The sequence below is a fragment of the Bartonella sp. AP11XZML genome (genome assembly GCF_042196445.1).
Classification (GTDB): domain Bacteria; phylum Pseudomonadota; class Alphaproteobacteria; order Rhizobiales; family Rhizobiaceae; genus Bartonella.
Genome location: NZ_JBHIQF010000050.1, coordinates 1 through 26,031 on the forward strand (window position 1 = coordinate 1; position 26,031 = coordinate 26,031).

11 protein-coding genes and 4 pseudogenes are annotated in these 26,031 nt (G+C 38.9%); 5 read left to right on the forward strand and 10 right to left on the reverse strand.

Going from position 1 to position 26,031, the window contains the following annotated elements; genetic code table 11:
* Positions 1-683 precede the first annotated feature (683 nt).
* The 6 genes and pseudogenes from ACFIMG_RS05205 to ACFIMG_RS05230 form a co-directional block, all read right to left on the reverse strand.
* A complete protein-coding gene (locus ACFIMG_RS05205) occupies positions 684-1,463 on the reverse strand; it encodes a hypothetical protein (protein ID WP_375693575.1) in 780 nt (259 codons plus the stop codon).
* Between the two features lie 98 nt (positions 1,464-1,561).
* The gene (locus tag ACFIMG_RS05210) at positions 1,562-2,740 is read right to left on the reverse strand and encodes a hypothetical protein (RefSeq protein WP_375678892.1); all 1,179 of its coding nucleotides are present in this window, start codon (positions 2,738-2,740) and stop codon (positions 1,562-1,564) included.
* Between the two features lie 83 nt (positions 2,741-2,823).
* Positions 2,824-3,461 (reverse strand): annotated as a pseudogene (locus tag ACFIMG_RS05215) (hypothetical protein).
* A gap of 1,528 nt (positions 3,462-4,989) precedes the next feature.
* Positions 4,990-5,262, reverse strand: a complete 273-nt coding sequence (locus ACFIMG_RS05220; RefSeq protein WP_273724562.1) for a type II toxin-antitoxin system YafQ family toxin — start codon at positions 5,260-5,262, stop codon at positions 4,990-4,992.
* A gap of 1 nt (position 5,263) precedes the next feature.
* Positions 5,264-5,521, reverse strand: a complete 258-nt coding sequence (locus tag ACFIMG_RS05225) for a type II toxin-antitoxin system RelB/DinJ family antitoxin (RefSeq protein ID WP_375678893.1) — start codon at positions 5,519-5,521, stop codon at positions 5,264-5,266.
* A 305-nt stretch (positions 5,522-5,826) separates the two neighbouring features.
* Positions 5,827-6,484, reverse strand: a pseudogene (locus ACFIMG_RS05230) (type ISP restriction/modification enzyme); the annotation flags it as partial.
* 254 nt (positions 6,485-6,738) lie between these two features.
* On the opposite strand from ACFIMG_RS05230, the gene ACFIMG_RS05235 reads away from it, so the two are divergent.
* The 5 genes from ACFIMG_RS05235 (at position 6,739) to ACFIMG_RS05255 (ending at position 17,582) form a co-directional block, all read left to right on the forward strand.
* Entirely contained in the window at positions 6,739-6,918 is a 180-nt protein-coding gene (locus tag ACFIMG_RS05235; protein WP_375693576.1) for a hypothetical protein, read from the forward strand.
* Complete coding sequence (locus ACFIMG_RS05240; RefSeq protein WP_375678894.1) at positions 6,911-8,671, forward strand: ShlB/FhaC/HecB family hemolysin secretion/activation protein; 1,761 nt, start codon at positions 6,911-6,913, stop codon at positions 8,669-8,671. Before ACFIMG_RS05235 ends, ACFIMG_RS05240 begins: the two co-directional genes overlap by 8 nt.
* A 90-nt stretch (positions 8,672-8,761) precedes the next feature.
* Complete coding sequence (locus tag ACFIMG_RS05245; RefSeq protein WP_375678895.1) at positions 8,762-16,510, forward strand: DUF637 domain-containing protein; 7,749 nt, start codon at positions 8,762-8,764, stop codon at positions 16,508-16,510.
* Between the two features lie 20 nt (positions 16,511-16,530).
* Positions 16,531-17,004, forward strand: coding sequence for an SMI1/KNR4 family protein (locus ACFIMG_RS05250; RefSeq protein WP_375640714.1), 474 nt, complete (start codon positions 16,531-16,533; stop codon positions 17,002-17,004).
* Positions 17,001-17,582 (forward strand): SMI1/KNR4 family protein, encoded by a 582-nt coding sequence (locus ACFIMG_RS05255; protein WP_375678896.1) that lies wholly within the window; start codon positions 17,001-17,003, stop codon positions 17,580-17,582. Before ACFIMG_RS05250 ends, ACFIMG_RS05255 begins: the two co-directional genes overlap by 4 nt.
* Positions 17,583-18,585: 1,003 nt before the next feature.
* Here the strand turns inward: ACFIMG_RS05255 and ACFIMG_RS05260 are convergent.
* The 4 genes and pseudogenes from ACFIMG_RS05260 to ACFIMG_RS05275 form a co-directional block, all read right to left on the reverse strand.
* Positions 18,586-23,564: pseudogene (locus ACFIMG_RS05260) on the reverse strand (DEAD/DEAH box helicase).
* Positions 23,565-24,125: 561 nt separating this feature from the next.
* Positions 24,126-25,100 (reverse strand): annotated as a pseudogene (locus ACFIMG_RS05265) (DUF3987 domain-containing protein); the annotation flags it as partial.
* Between the two features lie 180 nt (positions 25,101-25,280).
* Positions 25,281-25,553, reverse strand: a complete 273-nt coding sequence (locus tag ACFIMG_RS05270; RefSeq protein WP_375678897.1) for a type II toxin-antitoxin system RelE/ParE family toxin — start codon at positions 25,551-25,553, stop codon at positions 25,281-25,283.
* The gene (locus ACFIMG_RS05275) at positions 25,550-25,840 is read right to left on the reverse strand and encodes a CopG family ribbon-helix-helix protein (protein ID WP_375678898.1); all 291 of its coding nucleotides are present in this window, start codon (positions 25,838-25,840) and stop codon (positions 25,550-25,552) included. The genes ACFIMG_RS05270 and ACFIMG_RS05275 overlap by 4 nt, the downstream gene beginning before the upstream one ends.
* Positions 25,841-26,031 lie beyond the last annotated feature (191 nt).

Below are 26,031 nucleotides of genomic sequence, written 5' to 3' on the forward strand. Positions count from 1 at the left end.
AGAGCGATTAATTTGCAAAGAAGTTCTGTTTAAAAGAAACTTATGAAAGCCTTTCTAAATGAACGTTTAAACGTTTGAAACAGATGTTTATAACAGTTTTTAAAGCCTTGCGTTTGATAAAAGCGGTTATTTATTTGTCTTATGAGAGATTGTTTTGAAAACCAATACTCGTAAATGTAAAAAACGAGTTTTGTTAAAGCTAACAAGCGTTTTGATTTTATAGAATGCGTTATTTGAATTCACTCAGCTCGATTTTGAGCTTAGTATATTGAAACGTTTTAAAAGAAGCATCATGATCATGGGCTTTGTTTTCAATGAATCTCTTTAAAAGATAANCATGATCATGGGCTTTGTTTTCAATGAATCTCTTTAAAAGATAAAGACGTTATGATTAATACGTTTGAGAGAAACAAAAAGCATTTATAGGCTCTCTCATTCAAAAGAGTGATTAAAGATCATACGCATCATTTACATTCCTTTTGATAAGTTTTCATATCTCTCATAGAGCGCTTGCAATATGATACGTTTTGTATATATGTATTCATTACTCCATTGTGGATGATTATTTTTTATCATTATAATCGTTATTTGAAAGCCGCGTCATATCACTTGGCACGGCTTTCTTTTATGAATGCTATCTTTTATGATGGAGTTATCCTATTAAAAGCCCCCCATGTCTCTTTTTATTCTGTTTTATCAGTTATATTGACAACATTATCCCTTTCATACACCTCACAATTTTTTGGAACCAACCTTACTTTGCTTTTTTTATTGATTTTTGCATTGCCATAAACACGCCCCCAGATCGTTGCACAATATGAGATTTTAGCATTGCCATAAACAGAGCCATAAATCTCACAAGAGCCACTCACACAAGCATTTCCATAAACCTTGCCATGTATTTTTGCACGACCATTAATAAAGGCATAATTATAAACCTTGGCATAGCTATAAATACAAGCCGAGCCAGAAACCTTGGCATGACCATAAACGCGTGCATAACTAAAAACCGTAGCATCATAAGAAACATGCGCATGGTCATAAATATGAGCATCAGCAAGAACGCGGGCACTACCATTCACATGAGCATACCCATAAATATTGCCATAAACATGAGCATTGCCATAGACAAAAGCATGGTCATAAACTTTAGCATATTGAGAGATAAAAGCCTTTCCATAGACTTCAGCATTGCCATAAACTTGACCACAGATTTGCGAATAATGCCGTATTTTTGCATCATCATACACTCTTGCATGACCGTAGACACAAGCCTCATCATACACCCAGCAATTGCCATCATGGGATAGATTAGCTTCCTTTTCAATAAAGCCCCCTAAATCCCCAGCCTTAACATCATCGAAATTTTTTAAAGCACGAATGCGGTAAAGATTTATAATATTTCGAGTAAGTGCATGTTTGATTTTTTTAATTTCACTGGTTAATTCGTATTTTTTGCACATAGGAGTACCCTCACAATCTAATGTGATAAACGTTTTCTAAAATTTGAAATGGAAAATTGGATTGGAAATCAGGCGCCCCCACAACGCCCATGCTTTATTTAAGCAGCTTCATTTATGGTTTTGTTATTATTCCCAATATCATCATAAATTTTTTGATTGCCATCAACTATAGCATTGCCAAAGATTTTTACTAAGTAACAAACATATACATTGTCAGAAACGACGGCATTATCGTAAACATGAGCAGCCCAATCAATACGAGCAGAGCCTAATATTTTTGCATTGCCATAAACAAAGCCCCTTACATAAGCATTATCAGCAATTTTCGCATTGTCAGAGATTTTTGCATCAAAAATGATATTAGCTTTATTACAAACAAAGGCATTGTCATAAACTTGACCACGAACGATAGCATTGTCATTAATTTTTGCATTGCCATAAACATGAGCATTTGCACCGAAAACCCATGCATCATCATTAACAACGGCATTGCCATAAACTTTAGCATTTCTATTAATACAAGCATTATCATGTATTTTTGCATTGTCAGAAACGACAGCTTCCCAAAAAACGGTAGCATTATCATAGACCCAGCAATTTCCATCATGAGAGAGATTGCTTTCCTTTTCGATAAAACCACCTAAATCACCAGTCTTTACATCAGCAAAATCTCTAATGGCTTTAATGCGGTGTAAAGTATGACCAGCCACACAACGTGTTTCATTCGTAAATTCGTATTTTTTTGTTATAGGTAAAGAGACACAAGCGTCATCAGAAATTTGAGATGCAAGATTAATCGTTTCATTGTCTTCAATACGTATATACCAATTAATAAAAGCCTTCCCATAGACTTTTGCATTGTCTCTTATAACAGCCTTATCACATACAGCGGCGTTATTAAAAACACGAGCATGTTTGTAAACAAAAGCATATCCAAAAACCAAGGCATTATCATGTATTTTTGCATTGTCATAAACACTAGCAAAATCAAATACCTTTGCATTATCACAAACCGTTGCATTATCGAAAACACGAGCATAATTAAAAACAGTAGCATTATCAGAAACAAGAGCATTATTATAAACACAAGCCTCATTAGCTACCCAGCAAGTACCATCATGTGATAAGTTACTTTCCTTTTCAATAAAGCCGCCGAGGTCGCCCGCCTTTACATCAGCAAAATCTCTAATGGCTTTAATACGGTGTAAAGTATGACCAGCCACGCAACGTGTTTCATTAGTAAATTCGTATTTTTTAGACACAGTTATAGCGTTCATAGGTAACTCCCTAAGTTCATATTTGATAAATTTAAAAATGAAATGTTTAAAAGAGGGGCGCCCCCGCCGCGCCCGTGTCTTATTTACGCAGCGTCTTTTATAGACTGGTCATTATAGACAATTTCTTTACTACAGACTTCAATATTATTGCGAACCCAAGTGTCACCTTTAATGACCGCATTGCGAAAAATCTTTACATTTGCAAAAATACAAGCATATCCGGAAATTTTCGCATTATCATAAATTTTTGTATCATTAAAAACACAAGCGTAATAATGAACATGAGCATTACCAAAAATATGAGCATCCGGATAAATACGTGCAAAGCCATACACATGAGCATTGCCATAAATATTGCCAGCCACAACCGCCTTGCCATAAACCCTTGCATTTTCATAAATACAAGCAATATTATTCACATGGGCATACCCACTTACAACGGCATTATCGTAAACCCTTGCATTGCTATAAACCTTGGCTTTACCGCCAACCCAGCAATTGCCATCATGGGATAAATTACTTTCACCTTGTATAAACCCGCCTAACTCACCTTTTTTGACGTCTCCAAAATCTCTTAAAGCTCTAATTCTATGAAGTGTTTTAAAGCAAACCTCTATGTCTCACCTGTAAATTCGTATTTTTTTGCAGGCTCTTGTTGATTAGCAAGAGCGGTTTCATTTGCATTTAAAGATATAAGGGGGGTGTTGTTTGAATTTGTCATTTTAAATTCTTTCTAATCGTAATGAAGTTTTCAATTGACGCGCTATAAAGGCGCCGGGCGTTGAAAACACGGCGATTAGTCCGTCGTCACACTTTTCCCATAAGGGTATTGCATGGTGTGACACACCCGACAAAATCATTATACGCTTTAATACGTATAAAAAACAGTCAGTATTTTAAAGACTTTGGAAAGATTGTTTCGTAACCTATCCGCTAATCGTTAAGTGTTTTCAGCACTTGAGTATTTATATAACAAAATACGTATTTATTGTCAAATAATATTTTATCTTTTTTGATATTTTTTAAATACGTTGTGTATTGATAAATATCTTATGCTTATTAATTGCTTCTTTTATATTTATACGCTTTCAAATCTATATTATAGTCTTTATAAAACGATTGCGTTGTTTTTTGAATCTATACATTTATAATATTTAAAAACGCTCTTATAATGCGTATTTTTATCTTTATAACCTATCAGTTTTTTCACTAAATGAATTTTAAGATTTCTGTTAATTTCTTTTAATAACACATTTGCAACTTAACAGCTTTTTATAGAGATGGTCTTTATAACCAATGCATTCATTTGCATTTTTGTATTCTCTATAGCTGTTATGTTCTTTATAGCCATGGCATCATTTTTCATTTTCATAAGAGAAACGATAAATAGGATAATTACGATTTATAGACTGTTATGAAAACATCTCAATAGAAACTGATAATTATAGAGATTAGGAAAATCCCTTTTAATAGACCGTGTCAGTGTTGTCAGTTCTTTTTAGACCCTCTATTATTTTTTTGAATGAAAAAATTAAAAACATTATTTTTCAATAGGTTAATGTTTTTAAGACATAACTCATATCACTATTACAATCTTTAAAGATAACCAATGATGTGAATTGATTAAAACTTGTCAATTATGTGTCAGTAAATTGAACTGACAAAAGTGATCATTTTAGTGAGTCATTAAAATGTGTCTTATGAAAAGCGTATGAAAGTAAAAACTGATTACGTTATTAAAATCCCTTTTATGAATTTTATCAGTTCATTTGAATAGATAAACTTATGATTTAGAGAATGATTAAAACGTGCTTTATAAAAAGCATATGATCCTTTAAAGCCTTTCAAAAGAAAGGGATTATAATCATAAGAAATGTTATCAAGACTATTGTGGTTATGAGTTTTGAGGTTTTTGAGTATTTTGAGGGTTCCTTTTACGCCCCTTTATATATTTTTTTTCAATCAAAAAATAAAAGTTATTATATTTCAATATGTTAATGTTTTAAATAAACAACCCATATTACACACAACACGTAAATACAATCTGTAATATATATAAAAAGGGGTTTTGAAGGTATTTTGAGGGTTTGAGAAACCTTCAAAACCTATAAGTAATATAAGAAAATGAATATACATAGCTCTCTTTAAACAAAGCTATCATTTTAGATTACGATATAATCTTTTAAAGGCAATGTAAAAAAATCTAATTATGTAGAGAAAAGTTAGAGTATTTTTAACTTTTCATATAATTATTCTTTGAAAAGGTCAGAGTGTGTTCCTGTACGAATAAGATGTAATTTATCTCCTTCTATTCTATAAATAAGCAGCCAATCTGGTTCGATATGAATATCATGATACCCTACCCAATCGCCTTTTAGTGGATGATCACAGTAATGTCTTGGTAATGGCTTTTCTTCAATTAGAAGACTTAATAGTGTACGCAGCTTATTCATATTTTTACTGCGTTTTTCCGCTTTGCGCACGTCACGTTTAAATTGTTTTGAGCGGACGGGTATCAGCATATTAAATGCCTAAATCCTTAAAAAGGGCATCAGCGTTTTTAAATGTCTTACCTTTACCTTCATCTAATTCCTTTATAGCTTTACGTGTGACACTATTAGGTACTTTAAGATCAAAAGGCAAACAACCTTCTTCAGCGACACGCAAAAATGTTATGCGGATAAGGTCTGATGCAGTTAATCCCATACGTTCTAAAGTAATCATCGCTTGTTTTTTCATTTCAGCAGGAATGCGAGCGCGAACAACAGAATCGGCTTTCATGATTTGTATCTCCATTTATAACTTTTATTATAGTGTAGCTACACTGTGACTTCAAATCAACTTTTTAGAATTAAAAACCCTCTGGATAGCAGGTATGGCAAAAAAAACTCCACGAAAAGAATCCTTGATTCGCAATAATTAAGAGGAATGTTGCAAAATCCTATTCTCTTAACTTTATTTTGTTATCCCTCATAGTAAAGAAGATTATATCTAATCAACTTAACAAAAGAGGTATAGATTATGGTTATAAGATTCTATACCCCTTATGCGTTTATCATACCCATTATGTGAGCATGCTTTATAAGTTATTCAGTTTCTCTTATTTCTAATTTTGGTAAGTTCTTAACGATTTTCATGGTTTCTAAACTTACGGTAATAACCCTTTGAAACAATTCTAGAGGATAAGCAGGGTTTCCAACGGTTTCAACAGCATAGCGATTGGCATCATTGACAATGCCACTCTTTTTATCAGTCTTTACACATTGATGCCCCACAACCCATTCAAGAGCGGGTTTACCATTGACGATATACTTATAAGCTTCAAGAGGGATATCTGTTATGGTAATATTGCTATTGTAAATAACAGTGGTTTTATCTTTTCCTTACTATTTTTAATTTTTGCGAATTTCATTTCAGTTACATAATAGAATTTTTCAGGATTAGAGATTTCTGTTTGTTTTGGATTACCCTTTTTAAAGGTCACGGGATAAGGTTTTACATCTTCATAATTCACGTGCAAATGACCCAGTTCACGTCCTGCTGTCACAAACTTCCAAAAATCATCAGCATTTTTTACACACGGGATACGAGGCAATTCTTTAGAGAGGTTATCAGCATAACGGGCACGATAATCTTCTGAATGAAGTAGACCGTAATCGTAAAAAAGATATCATCTTTAGTGATAGTTTCATTAGGATAAGCGGCTTTTAAATATGCTAATCCTTCATAAGTTATGGCATTACGCATTTTCTTTTTTGCTTATTTTAGTAATAAGCTATTGTCATGCTATTTTTCTCATCAGATCATAATAAGTGGTAGTCTCTCGTTGTCTCTAATATGTAACAGTTCCAATAAATCAGATTATTCTGTAAATAAGAGGCTTTACTTTATCCTCGAAATGATATCCTATGCAGCACCTTAAAATTAAGAAGCGTATAGTGCGTATGATTGTCATTTAACAGTGTCATTGTAAAATCTTCAAAAACGGGGGGAATGATATGATTTGTGTGACCAATAAAGCAGGTATATATAGTACAGTCTACGCTTTTTTCTCAGATGTTATAAGTATTATTCTCATCAAAAAATTAAAAAATTGTTACGCGGTTGGCGATTTTTTCTGTGACGCTGATGATATGGTTCATTTTGTTGCTCATTTTGAGGGCACAATGAATGCATAGATTTTTTTTCACTTTTGTTTTTGCGGCTATTTTGTGCCTTTTCTCGTTGCCGAGTTTTGCCCAAAACATTCGTGAGAAAGCGATTAATCAATCAGAGAGCATCCAACGACAACAAACGCAACAACAGCGTTTTCAGCAATTGCAGCGTAAAAACAAAACCCGTGGGGTATTTTTGCCAGACGATGATACCATATCTCCCTATGGTGCTTCGCCTAGTACAACCTGTTTGCTGATCAAAAGCATTGAATTTGTTGATGTTCAGTTGATTTCTCATACCGACCTTCATGAAGCCATTTCTCTTTGGGAAGGACGGTGTTTGGGGATTGCCGAAATCAATAAAGTGCTCAAAGCGGTGACCAAGCTTTATATGAAGCGCGGCTATATTGCGGTGCGGGCTTATTTGCCTGAGCAAGATTTAAGCGGCGGTCATCTCAAGATTGTTGTAGTTGAAGGTGTGATGGAAGATATCACTCTGGATGGGCATAAAGTTGGAAGGAAATCTCAAGGAGAAATCACCACGGCTTTTCCAAACCTTATTGGAAAACCGACCAATCTGCGCCAGATAGAGCAAGGGCTTGATCAAATCAATCGGCTTTTCTCACGCCAAGCCACCATTAATCTTGGTGCGGGGAGCAATTCGGGTGGTTCGATACTCGATGTTCATATTGAAAAACAGAAACCTTGGCTTATTACGCTTTCCAGCGATAATCTTGGCGCTAAAGCAACAGGGCTTTATCAAACGCGCTTGAGCCTTTCTTTTGATGATCTGTTGGGGATTAATGATCAATGGTCGTTTAGCTATCAGCGCTCTATGGATGGTAGTCCGTATCATTTTTCTCACAAGCGTCCCAATAGTGATACTCTAACGGGATCATTTTCTCTACCCTATGGCACTTGGACAACGGGTTTTGATGGGACGTGGAGCCAATATCATTCGAGTGTTAAGGGAATATTTTCCGATATTATGACAGCGGGTAAGTCTTTATCGCTTACACCGTGGATTTCACGGGTTATCGACCGTGATCAAGAGGGAAAGACCTGGGTTACAGGACGGTTGACATGGAAATATTCTGATAATTTTATTATGGGCAGTCGGGTTGATGTTTCCAGCCGTAAATTGGCTATTGCAACCTTTGAGCTTGATCATTCGCGCAAGTGGCTTGGAGGAGAATTAAGCGCGCATATAGGGTTTCATAAAGGGTTGGCAATTCTTGGCGCTTATGACGATAAAGAGCAAGAGAATGCAACAAAAAATTCACCCAAAGGGCAATTTTCCAAATTGTCTTTTTCCCTAGGCTACGTGCGTTCTTTTTCGCTCAAACAGTATAACTTTCGCTATAACACGCTGTTTTCAGGACAATTATCACCCGACACGTTGTTTAGTTCAGAGCAAATATCGCTTGGTGGTAGTTCCTCTGTGCGTGGGGTGCGTGAGGCGATTTATTACGGCAATAATGGGGCGTTTTGGCGCAATGAATTGTCGCTGTTGTTGCCAGGTTTTTCTTCGAGAATGGGGCGTAAATTTATGAGCCAATTTGCCCCTTATATGGCGCTTGATCTGGGGGCCGTGGCCAATGATGTAAACAAAAACAGTTTTGGCGGGAGCCTCGTTGGGGCAACTCTTGGTTTCCATGCAACCGGAGACATTACGGATATTGATGTGTCTTATTCGAATATTTTAACCCAATCGACAGTGCGAGAAAAGGGAAATGCGACAGGGTTATTTCAAGTGCGGGCATTATTGAGATTTTAGAGCAAAGGGGTGGTAAAAATATCGCTGCGCTGTTTATACCCATATGGGTTGTTTTTTTTAAGAGATAAAGAATTTTATGAGGAGCTGAAGATGCGGGGATTGAAAAATCAAAAGCATAGATTGGGATATGGATACAAGCTATGGCAGCGCGTTCTTTGTGTTTTGCAGCGAGGGATCCATAAGGGGCTTTCACTTGTTTTAAGCTTTTGCTTAGCTTTTCAGCCTTTGTTGTTGCAAGCACAAGCGCTTGGAGCGCGAAGTCCTGTTGCACAAGAGAGCCAAGGGATTAAAGCAGCTGATGGGGTTGGTTCTGTTTTCCGCCCCACGGTGGGGAAAGCCGGCAATGATGTGCCGCTGATTGATATTGTTCGCCCCAATGGACAGGGTCTTTCTCATAACAAATATGACAGTTTCAATGTTGATACCCATGGCGTGATTTTGAACAATTCGACTGAGGAGGTTTCGCGTTCACAGCTTGGGGGATTGGTGCCAGGCAACGGCAATTTGCGTTATAGCGGTGCAGCAAAGGTTATCCTTAATGAAGTGGTGAGTGCCAATCGCTCGCGTCTTGAAGGCGTGAGCGAAGTACACGGGCAAATGGCGGATGTTATTATCGCCAATCCCAATGGGATTACCTGTAACGGTTGTGGCTTTATTAATACACCACGGGTGACTTTATCGACTGGACAACCGATTATTGGAGCCGATGGCGCTTTGAGTGGATTGCGTGTTGAGGGTGGAGATATCACCATAGGCGCTCGTGGGGCTGATGGGAGTGCATTAGATATTTTTGATCTTGTTTCGCGCAAGATCAGTGTCGGGGGTCCCATACAGGTCAAAGGAGATTTGGCTGTTATCGCGGGGCGCAATCATTTTGATTATGACAAACGCGAAGCAACTTCTCTTGGTTCTGATGGCAAAGAGCCAGAATTGGCGATTGATTCCAGTGAGTTTGGTGGAATGTATGCGGGGCAGATCCGCGTGATTGCCAATGATAAAGGTGCGGGCGTTAAGATGCGAGGAGACATGGTTGCCAATGCAGGCGCCATGAGATTGACAAGTGATGGCAAGCTGGTAATTGCCAAAGCACGTGCCAAAGGAGCAGTAAAAGCGCGTTCTCACCACGACAGTGTGCATGTGAAAGATCTGCTTTTTTCAGAAGAAGCGGTTGAGCTGAAGGCTTTGAAACATGTTGAACTGGCTGAGCAAGCTCGCGTTGCAGCGAGCGGTACTGTTGATGTGCACGCCGATCTGATCAAGCTCCAGTCTCATGCTCTTCTAGCAAGCGGTATTGGGAGTGATGGTCAACAGTCAGCGACGGGTTCTTTGCATTTACAGGCAGCAAAGCTTGAGGCGGGGAATGGGCGGATAGCCGCCGGTGATCTTTTAGAGATCCAAGCAGCAACAATTGATCTGAGCCGCATGCAAGACAATGATCAAACAGGGGTTTCTTCCCTTGGCGATCTGACCATTAAAACCAATCAAATCACCGCTTTAAACAACCATATTGGTGCCAAGGGGAATATTGTCTTGAGCGCCGATGATGGGCTCACTGTAGGCGCTGGACATTATAGCGCCGGCGGTTCTCTTTTGGTGGAAGCAGCAGAGCTTACATCACGCGCGCGCTTAGTGGCAGAGCAAAAAATTGACCTTTATGCGCATCACGGTGCCCTGATCCAAGAAGGCACTGTCTGGTCTAATGGGAAGATAACGCTGGATGCCCATGGTGCCCTCAATCACACGGGTGATATTGTCAGCATGCAGCAGGTTGCCTTGACAGCGGGGGGCATGCTCACAACCTCTCAAGAGAGCACGATTTTAAGTTATGATGTGGTTTTAAGTGCTGATGCTTTAACCCAAGCAGGGACTGTGGAAGCCCAAGAAGGAGCATTAACCCTTCAAGTGCGTGATGGGGTTATCAATAGCGGCACAATGCGCGGTGAGAGTGTCGATGCTCATATTGGTGCATTTACCAATCAAGGGACGTTTATTGCAACCGATGATTTGCATTTGATGGTAAGCGCACAAGAAGGCGCCGATCCGCAACAAGCCTTTCTGAATAATACATCCGAAGGGGTCCTTCAAAGTGGTGGCGTTTTTGTTGTGACCGTAGGGCAATTAGATAATGCCGGTGTGCTTGGCTCTAGTGGTGAGAATGTTGCGCTCAATGTGGCAGGAAATGTCAGCAATAGTGGGCTGATTTATGCCAAAAAATCTATGGACCTATTCAGTGATGGTGATTTAACCAACACACAGGGCAGAATGATTGCTGAAGAGGCTCTCAGCATTGGTGGGCTGAAAGAGATACGTGCTGGTCATATAAATGGTCATATAAATAATGAGGCTGGTCTTCTCAGTGCTTTAGCCGGTGAGATGAAGATTGTTGCAACGTCTTTTGTCAATAAAAGCGCTGAAACGACAAATTCAGACCAACAAAACGCTACACATGATGAAGGTGCGCATGTTTTAGCGCGGGATGGTTTGCGCATTGATGTGGGCAGTTTTGAGAATGTTGATGGTCTTATTTCTACGCAAGGGGCAGTTAATATTGTTGCTGATAGTGTGATCCAAGCAGGGCACATAGAGATTGAGCGTGGTGACCTTCAACTGACCAGCCATGGTGATTTAACCAATAGTGGCACGATAGAAAGCAATGATACTATTGCTTTGCATGCGCAAAACACTCTGAACCAAACGGGGCGCATTGTCTCTAAAAAGCGGATAGAGCTTTCCAGTGATGGCATATTGACAATGGGCGAGACAAGTGAGGTTGGCGCCTATGATGTAACGCTGAAGGCAGGCACACTCACCCAAGCTGGGCTTGTGGAAGCGCAAGGCGGGGTACTTACTCTCAACAGCCATGATGTTTTAAGAAATTCCGGTATTATGGTGGGCGGTGTTGTTGATGCGAAGCTTGGGTCTTTAGCCAATTCCGGTCAGCTTTTAGCCAGTGACAGTTTTACGCTTGTGGCAGAAAGCTATGATCCGTCATTGGGGCAAGTTGCTCTGGTTTTAAATGGTGAAGACGGTGTTCTCAAAAGTGGTGGTTCTTTTGTCTTAACCGCAGATGTTTTGGACAATGCCGGCAGTATTGGTTCAAGTGGTGATGGGGTTGCGCTCAATGTGAGCGCTGATCTGAGTAATAGTGGGCTGATTTATGCCAAGAAATCTGCCATTTTCTCCTTGGATGGGGATTTTATTAATAAGTTTGCCGATGTCATTGCTGAAGACAATCTCATCATCCGTGGCTTAAGTGGAGAGCGGGCTGGTCATGTGATCAACAGCTCGGGTCTTTTAGAAGCCGTGTCAGGCGATATGACCTTCGATGTCTCAGCGCTTACCAACATGCGTGAAGGTGGGGTTGAAGTTAGCGATAAAGTGGTTTCTCACAGTTACGTGCAAGGAGAATGGGAAAATATCCCAAATGTTGATAAACACACAAGGATCAAGAAAAATATCGACACTACGATCATTCGTCAGCAGCCTCATTTTACCAATAATGCGGCACAGATTTTGGTAGGGCGTCATCTCACGGTCCATGCCGGTGATATCCGCAATAGCTATAGTTTGATTGCTGCTAATGGCAACATTGAGATGCAGGGTGATACGCTACTCAATGAGGGGCGTGATTTAATTGAAAAAACCAAGATTGTAACTGAAACACGCTACAGATATAAGCAATGTAGTGCCACAAATCCAGCATGTATAGGGCAAGGTGCAGAAGAATGGGATGGTCCTACTTTTACCCAAACACTCAAACGCACTTATGATGCTGTTTATGGCACGATTGAAGCTGGTGGCACGCTTGATGCCAAGTTGACAGGCTATATTGACAATCATGCGGTGCGTGAGGGGGTTGAGCAAGTTGGCTTAAGCTCTGGCGATAAGGGGTTGGCTGGTGTTAAAAACACCGATTTTGACGGTTCCAAACCACTGATTAGTGATGATCGATTAGATGGGATTATCAATGGTTTGAAAGGGCACAAAGGGCTTTTTGCACCAAGCACAAAAACACCCGCACCAGAATCCATACAGGTGCCAACGCAAGACGGGCTTAGCTCTGTTAAGACAGAATTGGACCAGACCCAAACACCGGATGTGCCATTTTTAATCGAGACGCGACAGGACTTTATCAACCCAAGTAAATTTTTGGGATCGGACTATTACTTAAAAAAGATTGGTAATTATAAGCCTGAGCACGTGTTCAAAAAGTTGGGGGATGCTTATTTTGAATATCGTCTGGTGGGTGAGCAAATCTTTGAGCTGACAGGTAATCGCACTCTTCTTGATGTTGAAGATCCCAATGCTCAAATGCAAAGGCTCTATGACAATGCTGTGGAGCAGCAAGGTCCTTTGGGGTTAGAGCTAGGCAAGCCCTTAACGCCTCAGCAGATTGCTGGGATCAAAAAGGATATGATCTGGCTTGAGACCCACCTTGTTGACGGACAAGAGGTCTTAGTGCCTCACGTTTATTTGGCACCAAACACTTCTTTAGCACAAGATGTTTATGGGGCAAAAACGCAGCAAGGAAACCTTGCCAGTGCACGTTTGAAAGGCAATGGCGTCACTATAGAGACGGACCGTCTTACCAATAGCGGCACCATATCAAGTAATGGTGCATTGCATGTTTCGACCACGCAAACTTTGTTTAATGATGGTGGTTTTTTGCTTGGCAGCGGTGCTGTAGATCTCAGCAGTGGCGATCTTTTAGCCAACTCTTCAGGGGTTATTCTGGGGGATATCATCACCCTCAATGCGAAGACAATCATTGATGGTACTGCAAAAATCCGTGACACGAATGAATATGGTTTTGTTGATCGCAGTGGGCAGCAGGCTCAAATCATTTCTATACAGGATTTAAACATTCACTCCCTTGGCGATTTAAGCATGACTGGTGGCCAATGGAGCAGTGGCGGTCCGATGACGGTGATTGTCGATGGTTCTGCTACGTTTGGTTCATTAGTACTAGAGAGTGACCATAAGGAGACATTGGAAAAAGGGCATTATAACGCCCAAAGCAGTGAGCACCGTTTGGCAGAAGTCAACAGTGATGGAGATTTGACCATTGTCACAGGTGGTGAACTGAACCTTGAGGGAAAGTTTAAAGCCAAGGGCAATGGGGATTTCACCAGTGGTGGCGCTCTCAACGTGATTTCAGAGCAAGATTTTAACAGTTTTGATTTGGATCTGAGGGGCAAAGAAGGCGACAAATCGAAGCAAAAGAATAAGTTTCGTCAACAGTCAACAGAAGTTACTACAAACAAAACCACGATAGAAACAGAGGGCAACCTCTCCATGCATGCGCAAAATGGGGATCTCACGCTTGATGCCATAGGGGCAAAAAGTGGTGGTCAGACGCATTTGGCATCAGATAAGGGGAAGATCAAGTTTCTCACCAACAAGGATCAAGATTTTAAGGATGTTTATCAGCGTAATGAAAATCTTGTGTGGTGGAATGAGAGGGACAAAGGCTATCTGAAGGAGACCATCGAGCATGTCACCATAGATGCTAAGGGTGGCATAAAGCTTGATGCGGGTGATGGCTTTGTTGTTGAGTATCAGGCAACCGGTGATTTAGACAAATCTCTTGAGCAATTATCTCGCTCCCCAGGCATGGCATGGATCAAGCAACTGCGTGATGATCCAGAATTATCCAAGCAAGTGGATTGGCAAGCCGTTAAGGCTGAATTTAAAGACTGGGATTATAAAGCCCAAGGGCTGACAGAAGCCGGTGCGGCTATCGTGGCATTGGCTGTCACGGCGGTTACGGGTGGAGCAGCCTCGGGCGCTGCCAGTGCCATTACCGGTGCTTTGGGGCTTGGCTCGAGCACCGCCATGAATGCGGCGATACAGGCAGGTGTCCAAGCGCTGATTAACAAAAGCGCTGTGGCTCTTGTCAATAATCGCGGCAATATTGCCGGTGCCTTGCATGAGCTTGGCTCTTCAAAGAATGTTCTCAGCATTGTCTCATCGATGTTAACAGCAGGCTTAACCAGCCAAATAACGGAAATGGCAGGTGTTGGACAATCTTTGCCAAAAACCGCTCCTTTTGTCGATCGTATCGCCAGTGAAGCGGAAAAGAACCTGATCAAAGCCGCCATTGGCACGAGCGTTCAAACGGCTCTTGAGGGTGGCTCTTTTGACAAGAACTTTTTTAACAATCTGCGCATCGCCCTGTCTGATACGGTTGGCAAATCGTTGGCAGAAGAAATCGGTACCGCCAAGGCAGAAGGCAAAATAGACACGGTCACGCAGATTGTTGCCCATGCAGGACTTGGCTGCTTAAAAGGCGCTGTTGCGAGCGGTGCTTGCTCTGCCGGTGCGATTGGCGGGGCTGTGGGCGAAGCCACTGCTATGCTCCAGTTTCAATTGTGGGTGCAAGGCATTGTGAAAGAGGAAATGGGGGACCTAAACGGTCGCACCCCAACTGCGGAAGAGGAAGCGCGTATAAACGCAAAGATTGATGCGCAGTTTGCTGACTTTAGAGACCACACCATTGATGTTGCACGGGCTGCGGGGGGTGTTGCCGCTGCCATTGCCGGTGGCGATGTTGATGCCGGCGTCGATGCCGCTGGTAATGCCGCTGCAAATAACTTTTTGGGTAGTGCACAACGCGCTCAGATGAAGAAAGAGTTAGAAGAGTGCCCTGATGATCAGTGTCGAAGAGATGTTAACGAAAAATGGTTCGAGATTAGTGAAGAGCAAGATAGGATTTTTGAGATAGGTCTTGCGGAGGGTACGATTGTTGGTGCCGTAAAAGCAATAGGAAACGGAATATCTGAGACAGCTCATGACGTTAAAGAATTAGGATCGGCAATAGGAAACGGAATATATGCGACAGTTCATGACATTAAAGAATTAGGATCGGTAATAGGAAACAGTTCAGTTGATGAGATCTATCAAAATGCCCTTCAAGGCGTTGGAACAGCAAAAGCTTGGGCCACGAGTGGGCATATATTTGATGATGTCTGGGAAGGTGCTGGTCAACTTTGGGAAGGAATTGGTCAATTCTGGGGAGGTGTTAAGGATTCCTTTAGAGGGCGTATAGATCACATAAAGGATTCCTTTAGAGGGCATATAGATCACATACATGAAACAAGGGAGAAAGGGAGGGATGGAGCATTCATTGCTGGTGCTGAATCTGGCGAGATGGCAGGTGAAGCATTAGGAAAAGTGGTTTATGAAGTGGGTTCTATCGTGCTTACTGACGGAGTTGCTGGAGCAGCCAAGGGAGGCGTAAAGCTTGCGGGCAAGCTTGTAGAAAAAGATCTCATCAAATTTGCTGCTAAAGCTGAAGAAGCGGCTATAACGGGAGCAACTAGTTCTGAAGTAAATACTGCGCATGTGGGGAAAGAAATTGCACAATCGCTAGAAAAAATGAGCGATGAAGCTATTGCAACTCAATATTTGGGGCAAGAGAGAAAATTCTGGTCAAAACCTATTGAGGTTGAGTTTGAAATAACTAACAAGGGAGAAAAAATTACTCAGATAAATAAAGTCTATCAGAGAGATGATCTGTTTGATCCTTACCAAGTTGTTAAGTTGAGAAAAAATGGAAAAACAGTGTGGGTTACAAATATTGAGAGGATGAAAACAGGAAGAGCACCTATTGGTTTCGATGGTCATCCCGTTGAGTTGCATCATATGTTGCAAATACAAGATAGCCCTATAGCAGAGGTTAGCAGAACATTCCATCAAGAACATACTTCTGTTATTCATATTTATCCTAAAACACAAGAATCGCTTATCGATAGAGATATGTTTGATAGGTGGAGACCCAAATACTGGAAAGAACGTGCTAAAGGTTATGAAGAAAAAGCTATAGCAACTAAAAAATAACAATTTATGGAGAACAAATTATGAAAACTTATACTTTAGATGATGTTGCACAATTAGTTGATAAATATAGTGATATTATTAATTTTGGTTCTGCAGAGGATGCTCCTGATGATGTATGGATAAAGAGAGCTGAAGAAACTCTAGGTTTGCAATTCACATCTTCTTACAAGAGTTTTTTAAAAAATTACGGAGGAGGAGAAATTGGTTGCGAGGAAATTTTTAGCATTTATGGTGTAGACTTTGAAACTGTTTATGGTGGTGACATTGTCTATAATCGCTTAACAGAAATGAAAAATGGTTTAGCAAAATCACAGCAGCTTGTTGTCAGTAGAACTGATTTTGGTGAGACATTTTATTTTGATTACTCTCAGTTTCAGGATGGTGAATGTCCGCTCTATTTTGAGGTAATATCTGGAGATCCCCTTTATTATGCAAGTAATTTTTATGAATTTCTCTGTAAAAGAATTAAGGACCATGCAGGGGAAGATTCATGAAAACCTATACCTTAGCTGATGTTGCAGTATTAATTGATAAAGTGAATAAATATGATGATGAGATTATCAATTTGGGTACTGCAGACAATGCAGTTGATGATCTACTGATTGAAAAGGCGGAGAAAGCTCTCGGTTTACAATTTACATCTTCTTATAAGAGTTTTTTAAAAAATTATAAAGGAGGAGAAATTGGAGGTTATGAAATCTGTAGCGTTTATAGGGATTGTGGAATAGGTATTGCTGCTGGTGATATTGTTTTCCGCAACTTAAATAATAGAAAAAGGGGTTTTGCGACACCAGAACAGCCTATCGTAAGTAGAACAGATTTTGGTGAGACTTTTTACTTTGATTATACGCAGTTTCGGGATGGAGAATGCCCACTTTATGTCAGGCTTCCATCTGAAGATTGCGAATATTATGCCAGTAATTTTTATGAATTCCTTTGCAAAAGAATTAAAGAAAGCGTGGGAGAAGAGATACCTGATGGTGATCAACCGATTGAAAAGATTGAGAACACTCCCACTCCGCAACCTATCCCTTTTTACAAGAGTTTTTGGAAAAAACTATGGAAGAGGTGAAATTGATAGAGGAAATATGGAGCGTTTATAACGCACGTTTTGAGGTTCATTTATGAAAACCTATACCTTAGATGATGTTATACAACTAGTTGATAAATAGGATAATTGCGATTTATTGCTTGTTATGAAAACATCTAAAAAGAGATTGATCATTATAAAGATTAGCAAAATCCCTTTTAATAGACCGTGTCAGTGTTGTCAGTTCTTTTTAGAGCCTATATTATTTTTTTAAATGAGAGAAAATTAAAATCAATATATTTCAATAGGTTAGCATTTCAATGATACAACCTTTATTAAATAGTAACCCATAAATTCAACTCACAATATATATTTGTCAGTTATGTGTCAGTAAATTGAACTGAGAAAATAGATTATTTTAGTGAGTGATTAAAATGTGCTTTATGAAAAGCATATGATCCTTTAAAGCCTTTCAAAAGATAGTTTGTAACTCATAAGAAATGCTATCAAGATCCTTATGGTTGTTAGTTTTGAAGATTTTGAGTATTTTGAGGGTTCCTTTTACTCCCCTTTATATATTTTTTTCAACAAAAAAATAAAAGTTATTATATTTCAATATATTAGAATTTTAGAGATACAATCTATATTAAGATGAAACCTATAAATACAACTCATGGTATATTTTTGAAGGTATTTTGAGGGTTTGAGAAACCTTCAAAACCTATAAGCAAAATGAATATATATATAACTCTCTTAAATAAAGCTTTTGAAAACAATAAAGCTATCATTTTAGATTACGGTATAATCTTTTAAAGGCAATGTAAAAAAATCTAATTCTATTTAAGAGTGGGTTTCTTAAAAGTCTTAAAGCAATCCAAATGAGAGTATTTAAAAGTGCAAATGATTTCTTTTTAGAATAACGCATATAAACACTCCTTTTAAAGATTGTATGTAATCAACTTAACAAGAGAGGTATAGATTATGGTTATAAGCTCTATACCCCTTGTGAATTTAGCATGCCTATCATGTGAACATGCTTTATAAGTTATTCAGTTTCTCTTATTTCTAATTTTGGTAAGTTCTTAACGATTTTCATTGTTTCTAAACTTACGGTAATAACCCTTTGAAACAACTCTAGAGGGTAGGCAGGATTGCCAACGGTTTCAACAGCATAGCGATTGGCATCATTAACAATACCACTCTTTTTATCAGTCTTTACACATTGACGCCCCATAACCCATTCAAGAGCAGGCTTGCCATTGACAATATACTCATAAGCTTCAAGAGGGATATCTGTTATGGTGATATTGCTATTATAAAAAACAGTCGATTTATCCTTTTCCTTACTATTCTTAATTTTTGCGAATTTCATTTCAGTTACATAATAAAACTTTTCTGGATTAGAGATCTCTGTCTGTTTTGGATTGCCTTTTTTAAAGGTCACGGGATAAGGCTCTACATCTTCATAATTCACGTGTAAATGACCTAGTTTACGCCCTGCTGTTACAAACTTCCAAAAATCTTCAGCACTCTTTACACAAGGGATACGAGGCAATTCTTTAGAGAGGTTATCAGCATAACGAGCAAGGTAATCTTCCGAATGAAGTAAACCGTAAACATAATAGAATAAATCATCTTTAGTGATACTTTCATTTGGATAAGCGGCTTTAAAATGTGCTAATCCCTCATCAGTAATGGCATTACGTCGTTGTAAACCAGCTGTTTTGCTGTCTTCTGTAGAATCCGTAAATAAATAGGATTGTTTCTCACTTTTACTTTTTGAAACCGTAGTGTCTTCATAAATATAGCGTGGAAAACATTGTCCATTTTCTATCACATGAAAATCAGATACTGTCTTAATCATAATAACAGAAAAATCTTTATTTGCTCCTATGCCTGTAATTTGTATCACCTTATTATCAACCGCTTGCCCTATAGGAAATATCCGCGGCATTTGATAAACTCTTTCATTGAAAACGCGATTATAATAAAACCACTGTCGTGTAAAAGGACGGTAAAGGCTTTGTGTGAAGCATTTTTCTTCAAGTTCAAAGATTGTTTCTCTTACCAATTCTTGTTTAACATTATGACTCCAACTGATTTTATTTGTATCCAAATCGACAAAATTATTTACAGCCTTTGTACGTGCTTTATGATCAGCATGTACATAAGCATCATTAAAACGTTCCACTTCACTATTATAGAATGCAATCATGTTATCCATATTTTTTGCTAAAGCTTCACGGCTTGCATTATATGCCCATGCATCACGGCTAGTGATAATACCACAAGAAAAATTTTCAAAAAGTTTTTTACCATGACCTTTTTTATCACCTTTATCACCTATAGCTAAAAAGGCGTTGAAATTGTCATCACGTTGATTGATCCAATCCCCATGCCTATCTGGTGGAATTATTTGCCAACCTTTTTTGCTCCGTGTAATGCCATCAATGCTACTAAATTTTTCAATTATTGTTAGCTTTTCTTCTCTATTGAGATAATCTCCAATATCCCGAAAATATATCTTACCATGCTGTTGTGCATTTGGATTTTTTACGAGAATAGAAATCGCTATAGGGGCACGAGATCCTTCACCAAAAATTCCACCACTTTCTTTCTTACGTTGTTCTCCAGAAGTCCGAGCATTTCCCCGTAAATGGAAAATATAAAGGCTGCTAAATTCTTCAACGAGGCATTTGCGTAACCCATCCATAAAACTTCCATTAATAAAACCAGCATTTGTAACAAAACCAATAACACCACGGTCTTTTATACGGTCACTTGCCCAGCGAATGGCGCGGATATAGCTGTCATACAGACCTCGTATAAGACTTGCTTTCGATTGAGCCGCATAAGTTTCACTGATCCGTTTATCTAAAATAGGATAAGGAGTATTCTTCGCATTATCGTTTTCACTCTTTTGTCCTATAGAATAAGGAGGGTTACCAAAAATAACTTGGATATCCAGTTTCTTTTGATGCTCTAAATATTCACTGTTTTCTTTGAATAATTTTTGCAGAAGGTTCTTCTCTTCAAGCATCCGAAACGTATCGGTCAAACCAATATGTTTGAAAGGAATGTAATCACCTTTCATGATACTATGATACGTCGATTCAATGTTAATCGCTGCTATGTAATAGGCAAGCAAAACAATTTCATTGGCATGAATATCATGACGGAACTTATATTCCATATCCTCTGGTTTGATGAGATTGGATTGTAAAAGCCGTGTGATAAAGGTTCCAGTTCCAGTGAAAGGGTCAAGAATAGAAACACCCCGTGACCCCAAGCTTTTGCCAAACTCATTCCGCAACACATCATCAACAGAATGAATGATAAAATCCACAACCTCAATGGGTGTATAAACAATCCCAAACCTATCGGTGGTTTTCTTAAATGCCTTGGTAAAAAAATCTTCATAAAGCTTGATAATAAGGTTTTGTCTTGCTTGGGGGGAGGTAATTCCAGAGGCACGGAATTTTACGCTGTCATAAAACTCTTGTAATTCCTTGGATTCTTCCTCGATATTCGTTTTATCAAGTTCTGTTAAGATTTTTTCCATGGCTTGCGAAATGGCATTGTTTTGCACAAATTCATTGCCCTCAAACAAAGCTTCAAACACGGGACGCGTCACAAGATGTTGTCCTAACATCTCAAGCGCTTCCTCTTGTTTGATATCACTGTTTAAGTTGTTTTTGAGTTCTTTATAAAAACTCTCAAAAGCATGAAAGGCTTCACTGTTTTCATCAGCAAGCAGGTTTTGAAGATGTGTAATATGGTTTTGAGCAATTTCAGCAACATTGCCAGCCCATATGCCCCAGTAATCGGCAAGGGTAAATTTCTTAGCCAAAAGGGTTTTAAGGGCATTGGGAAACTCTTTATAAAAAGGTAATCTTCCTGTTACGCTATGAATATAGCGCTGTGGTTCATAAGCTGCTTTTCCAATCTCAAGCCCCGCGCTTTCTGGTTTCTCATAAACATGGATTTTATCTTCAACCGTGGTCATACTCTTTAAGGCAACAATCTCTAAAGTATGACTTACGTCTTGATCTAAAATCATCTGGTTAAGGGTTACTTCAAAGTTTTCATCATGGGAAAGCAAAGCATTGATCACTTGCCAAACAACACTGTATCTCTTGTTGTATTTTAAAGCCTCTTCAGCAGAAATCCCAGCAGGAACCCCAACGGGTAGAATGATGTAGCCTCTCTTCTTGCCCTTGGCACGACGCATAATACGCCCCACCGCCTGTATCACATCCACTTGGCTTTTGCGCGGGTGTAAAAATAGAACAGCATCAAGAGCAGGAATATCCACACCTTCAGAAAGACATCTTACATTGGTGAGCACACGACACGTATTTCCCCCCGCATCTTCCTTTAACCAATCAAGAGCTTCATTGCGCTTCTTGGCACTTTGTGTTCCATCAATATGCGCAAAGCTACACTGAAGAGGCGGTGTCTCTTTATAAAGCTTATGAAGATCAGACAATTCTTTCTGTATTTCTGGAGAATTGAATGTATCACGGATACGTTCAGAAGTTTTAATGTCTCTACAAAAAGCCAAAGCCCGTCGCATAGGGTTAGGATCATCACTCAAATCAACCTTTAGATCTATTTTGGCAAGGGCTTGATAACAGCCTATGATCTTGGTTTTATCATCAAGAGTAAGTTCATAATTCTCATCGGTCATCAGATGTTGAATGGATTCACTCACTTCCTCTTCATTAACACCCAAGATAATAATCTTATAAGGAACTAAGAGTTCATTTTAACGGCTTTTGAGAATGTATAGGTGTAAAGATTTTTTCCATAGAGGGCTTCATCATCCATAGACGCTAAAATGCCATTCATTTCATGGGCTTGTTTTTTAGCACTATCAGCAAAGATCTTGGGCGTTGCTGTCATATACAGACGTTTTTTACCCCGAATGATGCTGTTATCATGAACCTTGATAAATTCAGATTCATGCTTTTCTGTTCCCAACACAACACCCGTTGTTCTATGTGCTTCATCGCAAATGATTAAATCAAATTCGGGTAAATCATGGTCTTTTTGTGCATCCGAAATCACTTGAATGGAATGGTAAGTCGAAAAGACCACCGTCATCACATCAAGAGAAGTCTTATTGGCTTTACGCGCAAGTGCTTGCGCATCGGTCGTAGCCGGCAAGACAAGATCAGAGGCATCGAGACTAGCCTCATCATCATGTTTCCCTTTACGACGCTTACCCACTTGTGTATCCGAACACACGGCAAAAGAACGCAAGGGGATTTCTGTATCAAGGGTCCATTCACGGATTGTTTGTGACATCAAAGCAAGGGAGGGCACTAAAAACAACACACGCTTGCCTTTTCCTGCTATGGTTTCTGCTATCTTAAGACTGGTGAATGTTTTACCCGTACCACATGCCATAATAAGCTTGCCACGGTCCGCTTCTTTTAAACCTTCACAAACTCTTTCAAGCGCTTCTATCTGATGATCTAAAAGCTTTTTTTTCGGTTGCTCTTTAAGGACGGCTTGTCCTCGTTCTTTATAAGCGCCCCAATCAATTTGACTGTTTTCTAAATCAAACAGATTAATCTGTTGAATACGAACCTCTTGACCATCACAAGTGTTGTTAGCATTATCACTCCAATTGCTTTCGGTGCTATCAACGAGAATACGACGCGTAAAAATCTTTTTCCCAGAGGCAGCGATAAAGCTATCAATATCTTCTTTTTTAATGATGTGAGAAGCATCATAGCATTTACATTGAATAGCCGCATATCCTCCTTGATCACGGATTGTAGCGACCAAATCAATACCAATATCACGCCCATCTTCATCATGTTCCTTAGCCCATTCCAAATAAGTTTGAACCTTTTCGTATTCTTGCTTTTGCAACGGGTCTTCAGCTAAATAAACCTTTACAAGGTTTTCAAACAGCGTTCCCAATTCACGGAGTGATTTAGCTTGTTGACGATAATATTCCAACAGAGAGCGTAAAGTGACGTGTTTATTATCAGAGTTAACAGATTGCAGCATATTGTAATAAAAATCCCTTGCCTTATGATATGATTAATAATCATCAAAAGAATCAAAACGAATTCAATCAAATGCATTTAAAGCAAATAACGATAAAAATGGGAAAAACTGCTAAAAAAAGCCGATATTTTTTCAAAAGGGGTCTTTAAGGCTGCTTATCAACAGCCCATGACATGGAATAAGATCAGCAAAGTAGTAAAATTTGCTATTCATTTCATGGGTTAATCAAGATAAATGCACTATGTGCTTTAAAATATCAGAATGAGTATTTTGATGCATTTTATAGATAGGTTTTGTCTGTTTTTAAAACCCCCAAAACACCTACAAAACCCTCTTAGATATATTAAAAATTGTATTTATGTGTTATGTTTAATATAGGTTGTTTATTTGAAAGCTTAACTTGTTGAAATATAATAACTTTTATTTTGGATTAAAAAATATATATAAAGGGGGGGTAAAAAGCCCCCCCAAAACCCCCATACCCCCCAAAACTAATGATGGGGAGTGCTTTAAAGGTTCACTGTTATATTGTTTAATGTTTTATAAGATTTCCAAATTGCCTCAGTGTGATGTCTTATGACTTTTCACTAAAGGGTGCCATTCATAACGTATGGTAGGTCGACCGCCTTGGGAGTTATTCTCTCCAGAGATTTCACGAATATAGTTACAACGACATAAAAGCTCTAAAGCTTGCTTAACGGTTTGATTGTCTGTTAAATATTTCCAATCACGTTTATAAACATCCCTTGCTGTAAAAACATCGGGTAAACAATCACAGCGTTCAATAATTAATTTTGCACGCTCTGCTGTTAATGTATCCCCCGCCGCATAAAGTCTTTTGACATGACTTAACAGATATTTTTCCCAACGCAAGGCTGTTGTAATGGCATAGAGACCAATTTCTAAACCACCACTATCAAGAAGTTCAAAAATCAACGCAAGGCTTGCTATGGTCTTTGGCATTTTTAAAAGATGCGATTGTAAGCTTTCTGAGTGAGTACCTCTTTTTACCTCTCTATGAAGATGCTCGAACCATTCATAAAACTTCACTTGTGCTTTAGGAGAAAAACGCATGATCAGTGGTTGTTCTGGAGACCCTAAGCGTTTATCACGAAAAGAGCGAAAAACTCCTTCATACTTTTGCCACCCCTCTTGATTGGGCGGTTTATCAACCAATTGCCACTCTTTATTGTCATCGGGCCAGACAATCATTTGAAAGCGTTGCAATAAACCGTCATCGTTTATTCCACGGTGTATTGCTTGAATGAGCGGAATAATGCGTGAAGGTTGAATGCCGCCAATCATGGATAAAGTGACATAAGGGATAAAAATGGTTCCACGCTCGATACGGTCATAGGTAAATTGATCATCTCCATTAAAAGCTGTTAAATAAAAGGCGCGGTCTGTTTGATATTCTCTTCGTTCCAGATTGGCTAAAAAACCAGATAATTCATCACGAACCATTAAGAGACCACGGGGGTTTTCTTTTAAGAGTTCCCCAAGCTTTTCAACAGTCACATCATTGACGATAAAACGTCATTTACCAAGAGTATCATCATTATTTTTACGAGTAGAAACTAAGCGGTGTGCAAAGTAATTATGCAATCATATTCGCAATATTATAAAAATAGTAATCTATCATTACTTACTGATACGGAGCGCAGTATTGTAGAAAATAATTTGCTTCAATTAGCAAATAAATAAAAATACAGTTGATTAAGGAAATTTTTGCTTTGTATGAAGCACACGTAAAATACGCACAACGTCATTTGAAATATCATAAATCATGATATAATTTGGATGTACAATAAGTTCACGTGTATTTACAATTCGTCCTAAACGACCAAGAGTAGGAAATTTAACAAGTTTTTCTACTTTTTCAGATAAAAGTTGATCAAACTTTAAGGCAGCAGAAGGATTATCTTGTGATATGTATTCACGGATCTTTTTGCGGTCAACGTGTGCTACTTGTGTCCAAATTAGCTTCATAAAGTTGATCTATCGAGTTTACTTTGTGTTTTTAGGCGCCATTCCTTTGCTTCTGCTTCGATTTCTTCAGAAGATATTATATCACCTGTATTAGCAGAGTTTATCCCTAATTGAACTTGTTCCCGAAACCATAAATCGTATGCACTTTTTTCTTTTTGTTCTTTTACGATATCGCGCATATAATCGCGCAATAATTGTGCACCAGATCTATCACACGCCTTTGCTGCTTTGGAAAATTCATTTTTTAATACATCATCGACGCGAAAAGTAAATGTTGTCTCAGCCATTTTACGACCACTTAATGTGTTACAAAGTGGTTCTAATGTAATGTATTTTTACTGTTTCTTCAATAGCTACTGTTAAAATAGATATTTTATATCTATTTTGCATTTTCATAGGGTTGAAAGGGACGCCCATAAATTCACGGGCTCTGTTAATAACCCAGACAGCAGAGCCAGACCGGTTTCAATGCCCTCAC

Bases quoted from the DNA above. Each gene is read 5' to 3' on its own strand.
- ACFIMG_RS05205 (WP_375693575.1), bottom strand. From the start codon at position 1,463: ATGTGCAAAAAATACGAATTAACCAGTGAAATTAAAAAAATCAAACAT.
- ACFIMG_RS05210 (WP_375678892.1), bottom strand. From the start codon at position 2,740: ATGAACGCTATAACTGTGTCTAAAAAATACGAATTTACTAATGAAACA.
- ACFIMG_RS05220 (WP_273724562.1), bottom strand. From the start codon at position 5,262: ATGCTGATACCCGTCCGCTCAAAACAATTTAAACGTGACGTGCGCAAA.
- ACFIMG_RS05225 (WP_375678893.1), bottom strand. From the start codon at position 5,521: ATGAAAGCCGATTCTGTTGTTCGCGCTCGCATTCCTGCTGAAATGAAA.
- ACFIMG_RS05235 (WP_375693576.1), top strand. From the start codon at position 6,739: ATGATTTGTGTGACCAATAAAGCAGGTATATATAGTACAGTCTACGCT.
- ACFIMG_RS05240 (WP_375678894.1), top strand. From the start codon at position 6,911: ATGCATAGATTTTTTTTCACTTTTGTTTTTGCGGCTATTTTGTGCCTT.
- ACFIMG_RS05245 (WP_375678895.1), top strand. From the start codon at position 8,762: ATGCGGGGATTGAAAAATCAAAAGCATAGATTGGGATATGGATACAAG.
- ACFIMG_RS05250 (WP_375640714.1), top strand. From the start codon at position 16,531: ATGAAAACTTATACTTTAGATGATGTTGCACAATTAGTTGATAAATAT.
- ACFIMG_RS05255 (WP_375678896.1), top strand. From the start codon at position 17,001: ATGAAAACCTATACCTTAGCTGATGTTGCAGTATTAATTGATAAAGTG.
- ACFIMG_RS05270 (WP_375678897.1), bottom strand. From the start codon at position 25,553: ATGAAGCTAATTTGGACACAAGTAGCACACGTTGACCGCAAAAAGATC.
- ACFIMG_RS05275 (WP_375678898.1), bottom strand. From the start codon at position 25,840: ATGGCTGAGACAACATTTACTTTTCGCGTCGATGATGTATTAAAAAAT.